At 66.0% G+C, this 15,856-nt stretch carries 12 protein-coding genes; 4 read left to right on the forward strand and 8 right to left on the reverse strand.

Annotated features, from left to right (window positions below; all coding sequences use genetic code 11):
* Window positions 1-57: 57 nt before the first annotated feature.
* Window positions 58-2,091, reverse strand: a complete 2,034-nt coding sequence (locus tag B3T77_RS07285; RefSeq protein WP_292078459.1) for a TonB-dependent receptor — start codon at window positions 2,089-2,091, stop codon at window positions 58-60.
* A 232-nt stretch (window positions 2,092-2,323) separates the two neighbouring features.
* On the opposite strand from B3T77_RS07285, the gene B3T77_RS07290 reads away from it, so the two are divergent.
* A complete protein-coding gene (locus B3T77_RS07290) occupies window positions 2,324-2,806 on the forward strand; it encodes a class I SAM-dependent methyltransferase (RefSeq protein WP_292078462.1) in 483 nt (160 codons plus the stop codon).
* Window positions 2,807-2,809: 3 nt separating this feature from the next.
* On the opposite strand, the gene B3T77_RS07295 is transcribed toward B3T77_RS07290, so the two are convergent.
* From B3T77_RS07295 to B3T77_RS07310, 4 genes are all read right to left on the reverse strand, one after another.
* Window positions 2,810-3,025 (reverse strand): hypothetical protein, encoded by a 216-nt coding sequence (locus B3T77_RS07295; RefSeq protein WP_292078464.1) that lies wholly within the window; start codon window positions 3,023-3,025, stop codon window positions 2,810-2,812.
* A gap of 96 nt (window positions 3,026-3,121) precedes the next feature.
* Window positions 3,122-5,437 (reverse strand): ABC transporter permease, encoded by a 2,316-nt coding sequence (locus tag B3T77_RS07300; RefSeq protein ID WP_292078466.1) that lies wholly within the window; start codon window positions 5,435-5,437, stop codon window positions 3,122-3,124.
* Window positions 5,434-6,495 (reverse strand): HlyD family secretion protein, encoded by a 1,062-nt coding sequence (locus B3T77_RS07305; RefSeq protein ID WP_292078468.1) that lies wholly within the window; start codon window positions 6,493-6,495, stop codon window positions 5,434-5,436. The genes B3T77_RS07300 and B3T77_RS07305 overlap by 4 nt, the downstream gene beginning before the upstream one ends.
* Window positions 6,492-7,886 carry a TolC family protein gene (locus B3T77_RS07310; RefSeq protein WP_292078470.1) on the reverse strand — a complete coding sequence of 465 codons (1,395 nt, stop codon included), beginning with the start codon at window positions 7,884-7,886 and terminating at the stop codon, window positions 6,492-6,494. The genes B3T77_RS07305 and B3T77_RS07310 overlap by 4 nt, the downstream gene beginning before the upstream one ends.
* 424 nt (window positions 7,887-8,310) lie before the next feature.
* Here B3T77_RS07310 and B3T77_RS07315 point away from each other — a divergent pair, with 424 nt between their 5' ends.
* Genes B3T77_RS07315 through B3T77_RS07325 form a run of 3 tightly spaced genes read left to right on the forward strand, consistent with a single transcriptional unit; the run spans window position 8,311 to window position 12,030 of the window.
* The gene (locus B3T77_RS07315) at window positions 8,311-9,300 is read left to right on the forward strand and encodes an SDR family oxidoreductase (RefSeq protein ID WP_292078471.1); all 990 of its coding nucleotides are present in this window, start codon (window positions 8,311-8,313) and stop codon (window positions 9,298-9,300) included.
* Window positions 9,297-11,144, forward strand: a complete 1,848-nt coding sequence (locus tag B3T77_RS07320; RefSeq protein ID WP_292078473.1) for a glycoside hydrolase family 15 protein — start codon at window positions 9,297-9,299, stop codon at window positions 11,142-11,144. Before B3T77_RS07315 ends, B3T77_RS07320 begins: the two co-directional genes overlap by 4 nt.
* Window positions 11,137-12,030, forward strand: a complete 894-nt coding sequence (locus B3T77_RS07325; protein WP_292078475.1) for an SDR family oxidoreductase — start codon at window positions 11,137-11,139, stop codon at window positions 12,028-12,030. The genes B3T77_RS07320 and B3T77_RS07325 overlap by 8 nt, the downstream gene beginning before the upstream one ends.
* A gap of 57 nt (window positions 12,031-12,087) precedes the next feature.
* On the opposite strand, the gene B3T77_RS07330 is transcribed toward B3T77_RS07325, so the two are convergent.
* The 3 genes from B3T77_RS07330 to B3T77_RS07340 are packed head-to-tail and all read right to left on the reverse strand — an operon-like array spanning window position 12,088 to window position 15,790.
* Window positions 12,088-12,891 carry an SDR family NAD(P)-dependent oxidoreductase gene (locus tag B3T77_RS07330; protein ID WP_066624466.1) on the reverse strand — a complete coding sequence of 268 codons (804 nt, stop codon included), beginning with the start codon at window positions 12,889-12,891 and terminating at the stop codon, window positions 12,088-12,090.
* Window positions 12,891-14,435, reverse strand: coding sequence for a GMC family oxidoreductase (locus tag B3T77_RS07335; RefSeq protein ID WP_292078479.1), 1,545 nt, complete (start codon window positions 14,433-14,435; stop codon window positions 12,891-12,893). The genes B3T77_RS07330 and B3T77_RS07335 overlap by 1 nt, the downstream gene beginning before the upstream one ends.
* Window positions 14,432-15,790, reverse strand: coding sequence for an alpha/beta hydrolase (locus B3T77_RS07340; protein ID WP_292078481.1), 1,359 nt, complete (start codon window positions 15,788-15,790; stop codon window positions 14,432-14,434). Before B3T77_RS07340 ends, B3T77_RS07335 begins: the two co-directional genes overlap by 4 nt.
* Between the last annotated feature and the right edge of the window lie 66 nt (window positions 15,791-15,856).

The raw sequence follows: 15,856 nt of genomic DNA on the forward strand, positions 1-15,856 counted from the left end.
GGACGAAATCTGTGCGTCGCGCAAAAACCTGGTCGAGAAGACAGCCGGTCCGCGTTCTCAATAGCTCAACCGCAGACCGATGCTGACCGTTCGCGGGGGGCCGTACCCGGCGACGCCCGTGCCCGTTTCCGACACCTCGACATCCTCGTCGAACAGATTGTCCGCCGCCATCCAAAGGGTCGCGTTCCGCGTGAAGGCCCACTCCCCTCGCGCATCCAGCGTCAGGGCGGCGTCCAGCACCCGGCTGTTCAGGTCGTCATCGAACCGGCTCGATTCGTAACGTGCCGCCAGGGCCAGGGTCAGTCGATCGGTCGCGCGCCAATCCACCCCAGCCGTCGCGCTCCATTCCGGCGCCTGTGCGGGACGCAATCCGGTCAGCTGCGTGGCGGACGATCCGCCGTCGATCTCGGCGTCGGTCCAGGACGCGGCGGCGTTCAGCGACACGGCTGACGACAGGTCCACCGCCCCGTTCAGCTCCACGCCCCAGGCGTCGATGGTCCCGGCGTTCTGGCGCTGGCGCAGCACCCCGCCCGCCGGCACGAACCCGGCGCGCGGGAAGGTCGCCGGCCCGGATCCGAGCGTCACATTGACGATGGCGTCTTCGATCTGATTCCAGAACACCGACGCACCCCAACGCACGCCGTTGCGGTCGAAGGCCAAGCCCGTCTCCACGCCCTTCAGCGTTTCCGGCGTCAGGGCGGCGTTGGCCTCGGTGATGTCGTTGCCGACTCGGAATGGCCTGTGCAGTTCGTTCAACATGGCGGGCCTGAACCCGGAATAGGCCGCCGCCCGCGCCGCGTAGCCGCCGCCCAGATCACGCCGCACGGCCAGGCGCGCGCTGACCACTTCGCCCGACCGATCCGGGTCGCTCTCGTTCAGCAGGACGGCGCCGGTCGCCAGCGTGTTCTCCTGACGAAACCCGCCCGTATTCTCCCACCGATCCACCCGAACTCCGCCAGCCACCAGCCATTCGGCCGCGGTCCAGGACGCATCGACATAGGCCCCGGCCACCGCCGTCTCCCCACCCGCACGCCGAATGCGGGTGAAACCCGCGCCCGTTGGATTGCTGAACAGTTCATTGGTCTCGCCTTCGTTGAAGCGCGCATCCGCGCCAAGCTCCCACTCCAGCCCTCCGCCCGCGAAATCCGCCATGCGTCGGCGCAGCGCCGCATTCAGTCCCCATCCCGTCGCGGGCGTCTTGAACTGGTTGTTGGCGGGCGTCGTGGTCGAGCGGTCGGCCGACACCGAGGCCGAACTGTTGGCCAGATTGCTGTCGATTTGCCACGCCTGCAGCCGCCAGCCATAGCCGTCGGCCGACGGGGCCTGCGCCGCCGTGGCGCTCAGGCTGTGCCCGCTGGCGTTGGCGCGCGTTCCGGCCAGACCCGATCCGCGATCCTCCTCCCAGGTCGCCGCCCTGACGGACAGGTTCGCCTGTCCCAAGGCCGTATCGACGCGCAGCGCTGCACTTCGGCTGTCGAGATCCAGCGGCGTGTCCGCCGCGCCTGCCGCCGACCCGCGCACCGGCACATAGCCGTCGCTGACTTCGCGCAACCCGCTCAACGTCACCGCCACCGGCCCCACGCGCGTGGACGCCGCCCCCGCCGCCCGTAACCCGCCCCGCTCGGACGCGGACACATCCAGCGCGCCGCCTTTCCCGCGCTCACGCAGGGTGATCGTGCCCGTCAGCGCGCCCGCGCCATAGGGGCCCGAGCCCGCGCCCCGGATCACATCCAGGCTCTCCAGAGATTCCGGCGTCGCCTGGGACCAGATGACCCAGCCCCCGAACGGATCATTCAGCGGCACGCCGTCCAGCAGCACCAGCGTCCGCCCCGCCCCAGACGGCGCGATGGCCCTCAGCGAAATCCCTTGCGTCGTCGGATTGGCCGCCGCGCTGCTGGTGCGTCGAAACAGCGACACCGCTGGCACGGACCGTAGCGCCTCATCCAGACGCGACGACCGGGACAGCACCGCCTCGTCGATCCGCACCACGGAAAACGCAGCATCGGCCGCCGCCGGCGGCAGACGCGCGGCGGTGACAACGATCTCGGGCAAGGCGGTGGGCGTGACGGGGGGAGGAACGTCCTGGATCATGCGCCGTCAGTAGGCGGTCGTTTCGCCACATCAAAGCCCGGCGACCCGAAACGCCCGGAAAAGCGCAAGACAGATCGCCGCCCCCTCGATAACAACTGTATCGAACGGTCCGAGGGGAAAGCACGTGGGTCTGGGAACGCTCATCAGGGGTCTGATCTTCGGTAAGGACGCCGACCGCAGGCGACGGTCAGCGAAGGCGGCGCGAATCCGCGCCCTGCCCGACCGACGGGTGATGGCCGACAGCTATGTTCCAGCGTTGGCGGCCGACGGCGGGCGCATCCTGTGGGTCGGTTGCCGCGAGTATACTCTGGACGACTACGCCTTGCTGGAGGCGCAGGGCGGCGAGGTCTGGACCACCGACATTGATCCGGCGGCCGCACGCTGGGGCCGCGAAGGTCGCCACCGCACCGGCGACATATGCGAGGCGGATCGGCTGTTCTCGGACCTGACCTTCGACGCCGTCGTCTGCAACGGCGTGCTGGGTTATGGCGTCGACAGTCCCGACCAGCAGCAGCGCGCCTTGAAGGCTCTGGCGGCCATCCTCCGCTCGGGCGGCCGCCTGCTGCTGGGCTGGAACACCGACAAGATCGCCGATCCCGTCGCCGCAGGATTAATTGATCTCTACTTCCGGGCTGCCCCCTTGGGCGACCAGCCGACGCGCGTGCGATTCGACGCAGTTACCCACGTTTACGACAGCTTTATCCGAAGAGGCTGAAGCCTAGCCCTGAAGCCGGGTCAGCGACGCCGCCGGCCCGACCAGAGGACGCCTCCGCAGCGTCGGCTTCGGCGTCACGAACGCCTTGTCGACCAAGGCCTCGCGCAAGGCGTCTAGCTCGGCCGCGCGCGCGGCCGGCGAATGCACCCGCTCGACATAGGCCTGCCCACCACGCGCCAGGGCCAGACGTTCATCGGGATTTTCGACCAGACGCATCATGGCGCTTGTCAGCGACCCGGTGTCCTTCGCATCATCGGCATAACGCCTAGGTGGGCGTCGCGATAGCCAAACCCACCCCTGCGCTTCAATTGGTCTCTATTCTCGCGTTGCGCTTTGCGACAATGACGCCCCCGCCGTGGCGCGCAGAGAGCCGACCACCACCCACAAGCCGCCATAGACGACGGCGAGGCCTGTCAGAATGGCTGCCAAAGCCGAGACTTCCCAAAGGCTGGCGCCCATGGCGTTCAGGCGAACAAAGGCCTGAACCGCAGCGGTGGACGGTGAAAGATGCGCGAGCCAAACGAGACCTTCAGGCATCATGAAATGCGGCCACGCAGCGCCGGACAGGAAGAACAAGGGCGCGGAAGTGCCGACCAGAACCTGCAAGACTCTCTCATGGCGATCGAAAAGCACGCCTAGAAGCAGACCCACAGCGGCGACCGCTGCTGAAAAAATGGGCGCCAGCAGTAGGACGCCCATCAGGTTGCCGGCGCGCGGATAGTCCTGAAACCAGAATACGAAACCGAAATAGAAGAGGCTGGATGCTGTCCCAATCGCCGTAAGCGCCAGCCACAGACCCAAGCGCGCGCTGCGTCTCAACCTAGGCGCGGCGGTCTGTCGGCGCACGGCTGTAATCACGCCGGCGCCCAGCAATAGCGTCTGCTGCAGGATGATCAGACTAACCGCCGGCACGGCATAGCCGCCATAGCCCTCCGTCGGGTTGAATAGCGAAACCTGCTCCAGAGTCGGCGCCAATCTGACGGTGCGGGCGACATCAGGCAGCCCCTTCAACTGCGCCTCGGCGATCTGCGCTGTTGCGGCGGCGACGGCTTTGCCGACGGCTATGACACGAACCAGATAGCCGCCGTTAAGCCAGATGGCCACGCCCGTCGGCGCCCCCCTGACCAAATCGGCCTCAAAACGCTGAGGCAGGACGACGACCCCGTCGACCACGCCGCGCCGCATCAGTTCGAAGCCCTCAGCGGGGGATGAAATCACAGCGGCGACCTCGATCTCGCGCAAAGCATTCAGGTCTTCGACAAGAGTGCGCGTCAGCGCTGTCTGCGTCGGGGTCGCTATGGCGATGGGTAGTCCCGTCGCGGCCTGGCCGGCATAGGCGGCCGGATAGTAAAAGGCGTAAAGGACGACGGCCAGGATCAGCAGGCTGCTGACCGGCCGCGCACGCGGCAGGTTCCGGAACGTCGCGGCAAAGGTGGCGATAACGCCCTGTTGCGGAAGCGGAAAGTTCAAATTTTCCGGTTTGGGGACAAGACGCGCTCGTCCCCGGATGAACAGCGCCGATAGAAGAAGACCAACGACGGCGACGCCGCTCAGGATCATCAAGTCTCGCCATGCCGATGCGGTAGTCGCACCCGTGACTAGCTGGCCCGTCTGCAGCCGTAGATAGTGCGTATACGGAAGAATATCGCTCCAAACCCGGGCGAAGCGCGGCCCATGGTCCAGCGGGAGAGTGCCGTTGGAAAAGGCGATAGCCGCGCCCGAATAGATGGCGGTGGCCGAGAACGCCATATCCACCTCGCCAAGCGCGGCGACCAAAAACGCCGACAAGACTACGCTCACCGCCATCAAGGCGAGTACGCCAAGGGTCAGCAGAGGGAGAGAGCCTGCCACACCCCAGCCCCGGACGCCGCTGAGCCAAGCGATCCACGCCAAGCCCCAAAGGCTGAAGATCACGAAGTGCGGAATGAGTCGCCCGACCAGAGCTGTCGTCGTGAAGCCGTCTGTCTCGGCCTTGAAGCGTTTGAAGGAGCCGCCCTGCATCAGCCGGCCAACCGCCAGCACCGCGGAACAAGCCGCCAGCAGATGAAGGACCCCCGGCGCCAGAAGTCCGCCGAGAAAAAGCTCGAAGCTGAGCTGCGGATTGCCGACGATCGACACTTGGACAGCGGGGAGTTGCAATGCGGTTTCGGGCAATCCTCTCTGGCGCGCGCGTTCTTGCAACTGCTGGCCGGCCGCTGATGCGATGGCCGCGCTCTGTCCCAAGGCGGACAAGGCGCCGACCGTCTGGAAGGCGCCGTTGAATGACACGGTCACCTGTTCCGGCCGACGAAACGCACCGTCAGAAAAATCTGCTGGAAAATGAGCGACGCTGTAAATCTCGCCCCGCCGCATCAAGGCCATGGCCTCCGTCATCGTCGCCGGAGCATGGGTCACGCGAACACCGGGGCTCGCCTCCATGTTGCGGATTGCGGCGCGGCTGAAGGCCGAATTGTCCTGATCGACCACGGCGACCGGGGCCTGACGGATCACTCCAGGGGCCAGCATTGCCGCGATGACCATCAGCAGGATCAGCGGCAGGCCGAAGGCGACGAACGCGTCCCACGGTCGGGTCACCAAGATGCGCGCCTCGTCCCGAACGGCCGATACGAAGACGGCCAAGAGGCGTTTCACCGTGCGGACCAATCGAACAGGACGCTCATGCCAGGCCTCAGGCCGTTGACAGGTCGAACAGGCTTGGCCTTGACCTGAAAGCTTCGCACATCATAGCCGCTCGACTGCCGGGTTGAGCGCCAAGTGGCGAACTCGCCTTGAGGACTGATGGCGGTGATACGGAAAGCAACGTCAGTAACGCCGAGTGCGGGCACGTCGCCATGCACGATCGCGCCGATTTTCAGATCGCGAAACTGATCCTCGCGCACACTGAACGTAACCCACGGGTCGCCGATGTCCACGATTGTGAAGACTGGCACGCCCGTGAGCACGAGCTCGCCGACATTGGCGAAACGCTCCGCAACCTCGCCGTCATTTGGAGCGAGCAGTCGTGTCTCGCCTTGCAGGCTTTGGACCTCAGCGACGGCGGCCTGCGCGCCTTGCACATTGGCGTCGGCAACAGATTTTTCCTGTGGCCGTGTCCCTGCCAATGCCTTCAGGTACTGCTGACGGGCGGCTTCGGTCTGCGAGGCTGTAGCAGCGCGAGCGGCCACGGCTTCGTCACGGCGCTGGGCGGAAATCACGCCTTCGGCGAACAGGTTCTCCGCCCGCCGCGCAGTCTGGTCCGCCAAACGAGCCGTCGCCTGGGCGGCGCGCCAGATGGACTCGACCGACTGCACATCTTCGCGCCGAGCGCCTTCGCGGCTCATTGACTGAATGGCTTGGCTCGACTGAAGCAAGGCGCGGGCCTGAGCGTCCTTTGCTGCAACCTCCGGGCTGCTCATCAGAGCCAACTCTTGACCTGCCTTCACCTGATCGCCCTCTGACGCGAGGAAGCGCTCCACGCGGCTGGGCACCTTGGTCGCAACGATGAAGGTCTCCGCCTCAACCATGCCCTGAACCCGATCGTTGGCAGGACGGGCCGCAAGGAAGAGGCCCACGATGATGAAGCCGATCAGCAGAACGAGGCCGACGCCCACGATCACAGGCAGAATGCGTCGCCATGCAGACGTACGACCGGCCGCGATGGTCGGCGCACCGTTTGTCGAGGCATCGGCAAAGGGAGGCGTCTCGCTCATGGCGCGCTGATCCGATCTTCGCGTTGCAGATAGTCGTTCAAAGTCAGATCGCTTCCCGACGCCGCTAGCAGGGCGGCCAGGCTGAGATCATATTCGTAAGCTGCTGCCGCGCGTTGCAAACGTGCGCCCCCCAGAAGATTGCGGGCGTCTACGACCGAGGCGGCTGTGGCCTCGCCTTCACGGAATCCAACCTCCTGGACTCTAAGATTTTCGCTGGCGGCCTGCAGGCTGCTGTCCATGCTCAGAAACTGACGGCGCGCCAACTCCGCCTGATTATAGGCTCGCGTGACCAGCAATCGGGCGTCGTCTCGGGCCTCTCGTTCCACCTCCGCAGCAGCCGAGGCCTGAGCGCGTGCTGCGGCCAGCATGCGTCGTCGATCCACCGTCGCTATCAGAGTGTAGCGGGCGCCGACCCCGACCGCCCAATCCGGCTCGGTCGGCAGAGCGTCGTCTGGATTCAGATTGTAGGTTCCAAATGCATAGACGGACGGCTTCATTCGTGACGCCGCGAGATCGGCGCCCGCCTCGGCCAGATCGCGCCCGGCTTGAGCCTGCGCAAGGCGAGCGTTCGTCTGGCTTGCCTGGTCAAGAAACACGCCGGCTGGACCGATTGGGTCACGGTTCACGAATAGGGGCGTGGTTGGAACGACGGGGCCATTGGTGTCAACAACCCTGGCGAGGGACGCCACGGCGTTGTCGTGCTCCAGTTCGGCCCTGTTGACCTGCCGCTGCGCCGCATCGCGGGCGACTTCGACCTGAAGCGTCTGGGCGTGGCTGAGCACGCCTTGCGATTCCAACAGTCGAGCGTTGCGCAAATGCAGATCGAAGCCGTCACAGGTCTCGCGTGCGATCTTCAGCGCTTCGGCGGCCAGCACCTGGCCAAAATAAGCCCGCGCCAGATTTACGTCCTCCAGACTGATAGCTTCCTGCTGCTTCGCCTGCGCCAGATCCACATTGGCGGCCGCCGCTCGTCGGAGAGCTGGAATTGCGCCGCCGGTATAGATCGGCTGAAGCGCCGTCACCGTGGGGCGAAAGGTCGTGTCGTCGACCTGCAATCGGACGTCTTGCGGCAAGGCGGCGAAAATTTCGGGAAGCGCCGCTTCCAGCCGCTGGCCGACACTCTGCAACACGTCACCCGGCACACCGGGCAAATCCGCGATGAGCCCAGGAATGGCGGAGCCGAGCTCGGCCTGTGCGCGGTCCAGCGTGTCGCCCAGCGAGAGATCGAATGTCTTGCGATAACGGATCAACTGAGCATCGAGCGCTACGGTCGGCCGATTCAGCCCGGCAGCCACATCCGCCTGGGCCCTGGCGGCCTGCATCCCATAGCCCGCAGCGCGACCGAGACTGGAGTTGGAGCGAACACGTTGTTGAGCGGCCGCATAGGTCAAAGCGACTGTAGCGTCGCCCTGGGCCGCCTCTTGGGGCGCGGCCTGAACGTGGGAGACCGCCGCAAGGGCGTTCGGCGCTGTTCCGGCCAAAATGCCGACAGCAACCGAACCGATCCAAGCTGCACGCATCGTTTCACCCCGCCTTCAGCAGAGAGAAACTATCCGAAGCTAAGCCGCTTGGTCCAGCGGCTCCGCACCGCACGACAGCGAATGACGTTGCACAGTCTTTGCCGCCGTCCTGCATGCTTACGCCTGTTCCATCTTTATGGTCGACGCTTCGCGCCAGCATCGAAATGCTGACTAGCGCCCCGGAGTGCCGGTCGCCGGAAAGACGGCAACCTTCCTCCGGACGTGTCGTTGTCAGAGCCTCCCCTTAGGCCGCAGCCGCAATCGTCATTCCGCAATCGAGATCAGAAGGATCGCCATGCCGGTCATCGTCGTTACAGGCGCCAGCGCCGGCATCGGTCTCGCGATCGCCGAGCGGTTCGCCCAAGCCGGATGGCAGGTCGTGGTTATCGCCAGACAGGCTGAACGCCTTTCCAAAGCCGTCGAACAGCTGAAGCGTTCGGGAAACCGAGTGATCGGCATGGCGGGCGATGTGTCCGATCCGGAGTTCGTCGAGCAGGCGGGCCGCGATGTGGTGGACGCATTTGGCGGCATCGATGTCTGGGTCAACAACGCCATGTCCACGGTCATCGGGCGCGATGAAGATCTGACTGACGCCGATTACCGCCGCGTCGTTGAGACGACCTATCTGTCTCAGGTCTACGGAACACGCGCAGCGCTTCGGGTCATGCGGCCGGCGGACAAAGGGGCGGTGATCCAGATTTCCTCGGGACTGGCGCTGCGCCCCGCTCCGCTGCAGGCTGCCTATTGCGGCGCCAAGGCGGCCGTTGACGGGTTCACGGAGGCCATTCGGGCAGAACTGATCGCCTCATCCTCCAACGTCATCCTGACCACCGTCTATTTGCCGGCCGTCAACACGCCCCAGCCTTTGTGGTCACGCAACCGGACCGACCGGGCGCAGGTCATTCCAGATCCCCTTTTCGATCCTCGCCTGTGCGCAGACGCCGTCTGGTCGGCTGTGCAGAGGCCCAGCCGCAAGGTCTTTGTAGGTCGCACGACATGGCTGATGGCGCTGGCGCAACAGTTTACGCCGGCGCTGGCCGATCGGCAGGCCGCCAGGATGATCACAGCGCAGCAGGGCGACCCGCAACTGCCGCGTCTCGGCAATCTCGATCAACCCGAAGACGGTCCGGCGGCGATCGACGGTCCGGACACTGAACGGGTGGTCAGACCGTGGATCGGTTTCGTGTCCAGCCGCCAGATCACAGCGCTCAAGGTCGCGGCGGTCGGTGTCCTTGCCGGCCTTGCGGTGACGGCGGGCTTTGCGATCGGATCGTCCAAACGATGACAGAGACGGCCTTCACGCCCCATCCGGCGCGCTCGTCGCAAGCGCTCCGTCCCGATGGCTACGTCGCCCTCGAAGATTATGGCGTTCTGGGCGAGGGCCGAACAGTGGCCCTGTCGGCGCTGGATGGCGGCATCGATTGGTGGTGCGTCCCGGCGATCGATGCGCCGCCCCTTTTCGACCGCCTACTGGATCCGGAGGGCGGCCGGTTTTCGATCACGCCGACCGAGGCCTTCACGACGACCCGCCGCTATCGGCCCGACAGCAATGTGCTGGAGACGGAGTTCACCACCGCCACCGGGCGCGCGCGTCTGACCGAAAGCCTGAACAGCGGCACGGCCGGCCGTTTGCCGTGGTGCGAACTGGCCCGCCGTATCGATGGCCTGGAGGGCGAGGTGACCGTCGCCCTGGACATGCGTTTGGGGCGTCGGGGCGACACGGCCAATCCGTATCATTCCAAGATCGGCGAACACACGGTCTTCCACGTCGAGCGGGTGCTTGGCCTGTTTGTCCACGATCCGCGCATCTCATGCGAATGGTCCGACGAGGGCATTGTCGGAACCATCGTTGTCGGCGCAGGCGAGCGGCGCACCGTGGCCATCGTCGCCGGGCGGGACGAGCCGCTGGTCGTGCCGTCCATCGAAGAGATCGACGCCCGCATCGACCTGTCGGATCAGGAATGGCGGGACTGGGCGGCGCGCCTGAACTGTCCCGGCCTGTACCGCGACGACTTCATCCGCAGCGCCCTGGCGTTGAAGTTGCTGCTGTACTCTCCGTCGGGCGCTATCGCCGCGGCGGCCACGACCTCCCTGCCCGAGCGTCTGGGCGGCGACAAGAACTGGGACTATCGCTACGCCTGGCTGCGCGACGCCGGCTATACGATCGAGGCCTTTTTGGCGGCCGGCGCGCAGGCGGAGGCCAAGGCCGCCTTCAGCTGGCTGCTGATGCAGCTGAAGCGCCATGGCGCCAAGGTCTGCTACAGCCTAGACGGCGCACTCGTGCCGCCGGAAACACACTGGGACATGCCGGGCTATAAAGGCTCGCGTCCTGTGGTCACCGGAAACCGTGCCGCCGACCAGGCGCAGCACGGCGTGTTCGGCGACATCTTTGAGACCGCCTCACGTTTCGTCGGCTGCGGCAACATCCTCGACAGCGCCAGCGCCCAGCAGTTGTCCGAACTGGCGGATCAGTGCGCCGACGCTTGGCGACAGCCGGACGCGGGCATGTGGGAGCTGGAAGACGAGCAGCACTACACCATGTCCAAGATCAGCTGCTGGCAGGCCCTGGCCCGCGCCGTCGAACTGGCGGACGCCGGACAACTGCCGACGACGTGCCGGGATCGCTGGCGGCGGGAACGCGACCGGATTTTCGACTGGGTCGAGACGCATTGCTGGTCCGAAAGCCTTCAGGCCTTCGTCATGTATCCAGGCAGCGACAAGCTGGACGCCGCCCTGGCCCTGGCCGTGCGGTTCCGGTTCGATGGCGAGGATCGACTGCGCGCAACCCTTGAGGCGCTGGATCGCCATCTCGGCGCTGGCGTTTTCCACTATCGCTATTCCGGCATGCAAGCCGAGGAAGGGTGCTTCATCGCCTGTTCCTTCTGGATCGCCGAAGCCTGGGCGACGCTAGGCGAATCGGACAAGGCGCGCGCCCGCATCGACAGCCTACGCAAAGCCCTCAGCGGCCGCTGGGGCATGCTGACCGAGATGATCGACCCGGACACCGGCGCCTACCTCGGCAACATGCCGCAGGGGCTCAGCCACCTCGCGCATCTGACCGCCCTGACCGCCGTCAACAAGGCGCAGACCACTTCCCCCCAGCCCGAAACGGAGACGTTCCATGACTGATCGACTGACCCTTCAGGATCCGCGCGAGCAATATCCAAAGCCGCCGTTCCCGCGCCAACCCCAACCCGTACCGGGCGAAGCGCGCGAGATGGACCCCAAACCCGATCATGGCGAGGACAGCTATCAGGGTTCCGGCAAGCTGAAAGGACGCAAGGCCCTGATCACCGGCGCGGACAGCGGCATCGGCCGCGCGGCCGCCATCGCCTATGCCCGGGAAGGCGCCGATGTGGCCCTCTCCTATCTGCCGTCCGAGCGCAGGGACGCCGCCGAAGTCATCGCCCTGATCGAGGCTGAAGGCCGCAAGGCCATCGATCTGCCCGGCGACATCACCGATGAAAACTGGTGCCGGCAGATGGTCGAACAGGCCGTGTCCGCGCTGGGCGGACTGGACATCCTGGTCATCAACGCCGGCCGCCAACAGTATCGCGAGGACATCTCTCAGGTGACGTCGGAAGACTTCGACAAGACCTTGAAGACCAACCTCTACGCCATGCACTGGATCGCACAAGCGGCCGTTCCGCATCTGCCGGCGGGCGCCTCGGTCATCACCACCGCCTCGATCCAGGCCTATGAGCCCTCGGCGATCCTGCTGGACTACGCCACCACCAAGGCCGGGATCGTCGCCTATACGAAAGCTCTGTCCAAGCAGCTGATCGAAAAGGGCATACGCGCCAATGTCGTGGCGCCCGGCCCCTTCTGGACGCCCCTGCAGTCGTCCGGCGGACAGCCGCAGGACGCCGTGATGAAGTTCGGCGAACAGGTGCCGCTGGGTCGTCCAGGCCAGCCTGTCGAGATCGCTCCGGTCTATGTTCTGCTGGCATCGCAAGAGGGCAGCTACATCACGGGCGAAGTCTTCGGCGTCACCGGCGGCATGGGCGTCGCCTGACAAGACAAAACCGGCGGCGGGATCGTCCCGCCGCCGGTCTCTCTTTCGGCCGCGCGACTACCCGGCGATGGTTGCGACGGAGCCGGAATCCACCCGGATGCCTGCGCCGTTGATGAAGCTGGCGCGCTCCGAACACAGGAAGGCGACGGCCGCTGCGACCTCCTCCGGCTTGCCCCTACGATCCAGCGTCATGCCGGGGCGTTCTTCCTTCAGGAAGCTCTTGATCGCCTCCTCGAAGGTTTCACCGCGTTCCTCGGCGCGCTTCTTCATCATCGCGTCGGTCATCGGGGTGGCGATGAAGGCCGGCGAGACCGTGTTCACCAGCACATTGTCGCAGCCGTAGGCCTTGGACAGACCCTTCGCCAGGCTGAGAATGCCGGCCTTCGAGGCGCAATAGGCCAGCTCATCGACATAGGGCTGGACCGCATCCTCTGACGCGAACAGGACGATACGGCCCCAGCCCGAACGCCGCATGGCCGGAATGGCCTGGCGGCACATCCGCACCGCGCCCATCAGATTGATGTCGAGCGTCTCCAGCCAACCGGCGTCATCGACATCCAGGAAATCGCCGGTCGCGCCGGTCACGCCCGCTGCGTTCACATAGATGTCCGGATCGCCCATGCGGTCTCGGACCTCCGCCCACAGCCGCTCGACGTCGTCGGCCTTGGTCACGTCGCCGGTCACGCCGATGCATTCGCCCAAGGCGGAAAGCTCCTGGACGGCTTCATCCAGCGTGCCGTCCGGCTTGTCGGTCAGGGCGACCCTTACGCCGGCTTCCAGCAGCAGCCGCGCCGTCTCCTTGCCCATGCCGGAATCGGCGCCCGAAATGAGGGCGATACGCCCCTTGATCCCGAGGTCCATCACAAATCTCCTGTTCGTTGACGTTCGAGGAAGCGATCGGCCGTGCGCAGGGCGACGGCCATGAGGGTCAAGGCCGGGTTGGCCGAAAGCGCGCTGGGGAAGACGGAGTTGTCGCAGACGTACAGATTGTCGATCTCGACGCTGCACCCGTCGCCGTCGACGACCGCCCCATCCGCCTTGTCCCCCATCCGGCAGCCGCCGATGGTGTGCGCCGACCGGGCCACCGCGAAGATGTCCTCGGCGCCGGCGGCGGTCCAAATCTCCGTCATGACGCGCCGGGCATGGGCGTCCAGACGCCGCTCGTTGTCGCCATAGCTGAAGTCGATCCGCGCCTTGCGCAGCCCGACGGCGTCGATCTCATCGGACAGGGTCAGGCGGTTGTCGTCGTTCGGCAGACACTCTCCATTGATGCCGATCCCGGCGAGCCGGCGATAGTTGCGCAGCGTATCGACCAGCGGCGCGCCCCAGAGGCCCGCGCCGCGTGCAAACCCGCCCGCCAGGGTGACCGGCATGACGCCGAGGCTTTGGATCAGGTAGCCGCCGGCGAAGTTCGCGCCCGACGGACGCACCATGTCTTCGCTGATCAAGGAAGAGGGATAGCCGCGGTTCATGGACATGTCGGCGTCGAACCGCCCCCAGACCTGGGTCGCCACATGGGTCATGAAGTTGCGGCCGACCTCACCGCCGGCGTTGCCTAATCCCCAGTTCAGCAGCAGTCGCGGCGTATCGACACCGCCCGCGCAGAGGAACAGCGCTCGACAGTTCAGGCGATGATCCTGCCCGTCGCGACGATAGATCACGCACTTGATCCGTCCACCGGCGTCACGCTCGACGCCTATCGCTCGCGCGTTGGCGATGATTGTGGCGCCGTTGGCTGCGGCCATCGGCAGAAAGCTGTTGTCCGCGCCGCCCTTGGCGCCGGTTCTGCATCCCTGGTGGCAGGCGCCGCAGTTGACGCAGGCCATGCGGTAGGGCGTCGTCCCCGCCTCGCGATCGCGGGACAGCACGGCCGCCGGCGCATCCGTAACGGTCAGCCCGACGGCCGTCGCGCCACGGGCCATCGCATCCGCCGGGGCGTTGCGCGGGACAGGCGGATAGGCGAACTGCCGCCCGCCCCACGGATAGTCGGCCGGGCCTGAGACCTCGATCACCGTCTCTACGGTCTCGACATAGGATTTCAATTCGTCCCAGCCGAACGGCCAGTCCCGCCCGCGTCCCGTCTCCGAGGCCAGCGTCAGATCACGGGGATCGGGTCTTGGGAAGAAGGCGCCCCAGTGCAGCAGCGAGCCGCCGACGCCCTGGCCGGAGTTGTTGGCCCCAAAGGCGGTCGGGTCGCGCCCTCCGCTCAGGCGCTCCTCCATCCAATAGAGATCGGCCGTCGTTTCGTCGGGCGTATGCTCCGCCGGATCGAAAGCCCGCCCTGCCTCCAACACCGTGACCGACAGCCCAGCATTCGCCAACCTGGCCGCGATCGGAGCCCCGCCGGCCCCGCTGCCGATGATGACGACATCGGTTTCGCCGGCCGTCCTTGCAGGCGCGCTCAACCCACGCCCTCCATCGGCAGACGCCAAGGTTCGATGTGGTCCGCCGCCGTCTGATCGTAGCCCTGGAACCGGCCTTCGCCGCCCGTGGCGAAGCCGTCGTAACCGATCTGGGCCCAAGTCGCCGGCAGCGACATCCACAGGCGCGCGGCCTCGGACACGACATCCTCGAACCACAGCCTCATGGCGTCCGCCGAAAGCCGGCCCGGCTCGGGCCATTCGCCCTGTGAAATGGTGCGCAGGATGTCGTCTTGGCGATCGGGGGCCAGAGTTGCGAACTCCGGCGCCATGGCGGCGATCTCATCCAGCCCGCGTCGCCAGGCCTCGGCGTCCGAGGGAAGATCGGCGAACCGCCACCCGTCGCCCTGTCCGCTGGCGAGCCCCACATCCAGACGCCGCGTCAGATCATCCGGATCGCCTGCATCAGACAGAATGCGCGCGATCATCGCCGACAGCACGGCGCGCTGGGTCGGGTTCAGGACGCCGCCGCCAGCTGGCGCCGGACCGAAATGACGATCCAGCATTGCGCGTCGGGTGCGATCCGACACACGCTCGGACGCCATCAGACTCACAAAGCGCGCCGGCAGCGCGGATGAACCGACCTTCTCGACGAACTTTAAAACCAGGCCCGCGAGACGGTTCGGCTGTTCCTGAGGGATCAGATGCGCCGCATGCGGCACGACCACCACATCAGATGCGCGATAGTGGGGGGCGTTGACACGCCGCTGCGCTGCCTCACCCAAATCGCCATCCTCTGCGCCGGCGATGATCAGGGCGGGGAAAGGCAGGACGCCGGCCTGATCGGACCAGTCCTCGCGCGATCCTTCGGCCAGCCATCCGCGCCAGGCTTCGGGGCTGGATCGAGTGAAATCAGCCAGGGCCCGATCGAAGGCGGCCTGCGGCAGACCGGCGGCGGTATTGGCGTCGATGAACTGGCGTCCCCGATCCTCGATCCTGGTCGGATCGTCGAACCAGGTCAGCATATCCGCACGCCTGCTGTCGTCCATCGGCTCCGACGAGGGTGGCGATCCGGCAACCAGCACCACGCCCAGCAACCCGCTTAGACCCGCCGCCCCGTCACGCGCCCGCGCAGCGATCAAGGTCGCAAACTTGCCGCCCATGCTGTAGCCGACAAGGATCCAGCGGGGGAGATGAAGATCGGTAAGGCGGCGGCTCAGGTCGTCGAGCACGACCTGGACATCGCCATAGCCCTCCCCCGCCCTGTCCCCGAACCCTGGAAGATCGATCGTGACCGTCAGCACCTCATCGGAAAGCCGGTCGATCACCGCGTCCCAATCGTGGCGACTAGAGCCCAGGGAATGAAGGAAGACGACGGTGAGGCGAGTGTCTGTGGACATGCACGGGCTTTTTAAAAAGCGAAGACGCGAGGCTCCGCCGTGATCGGTCGGCGGTCGTCGATCAGC

Origin of the sequence: Brevundimonas sp. UBA7838 (assembly GCF_002500885.1) — a bacterium.
In the GTDB taxonomy this organism is placed as follows: Bacteria; Pseudomonadota; Alphaproteobacteria; order Caulobacterales; family Caulobacteraceae; genus Brevundimonas; species Brevundimonas vesicularis_C.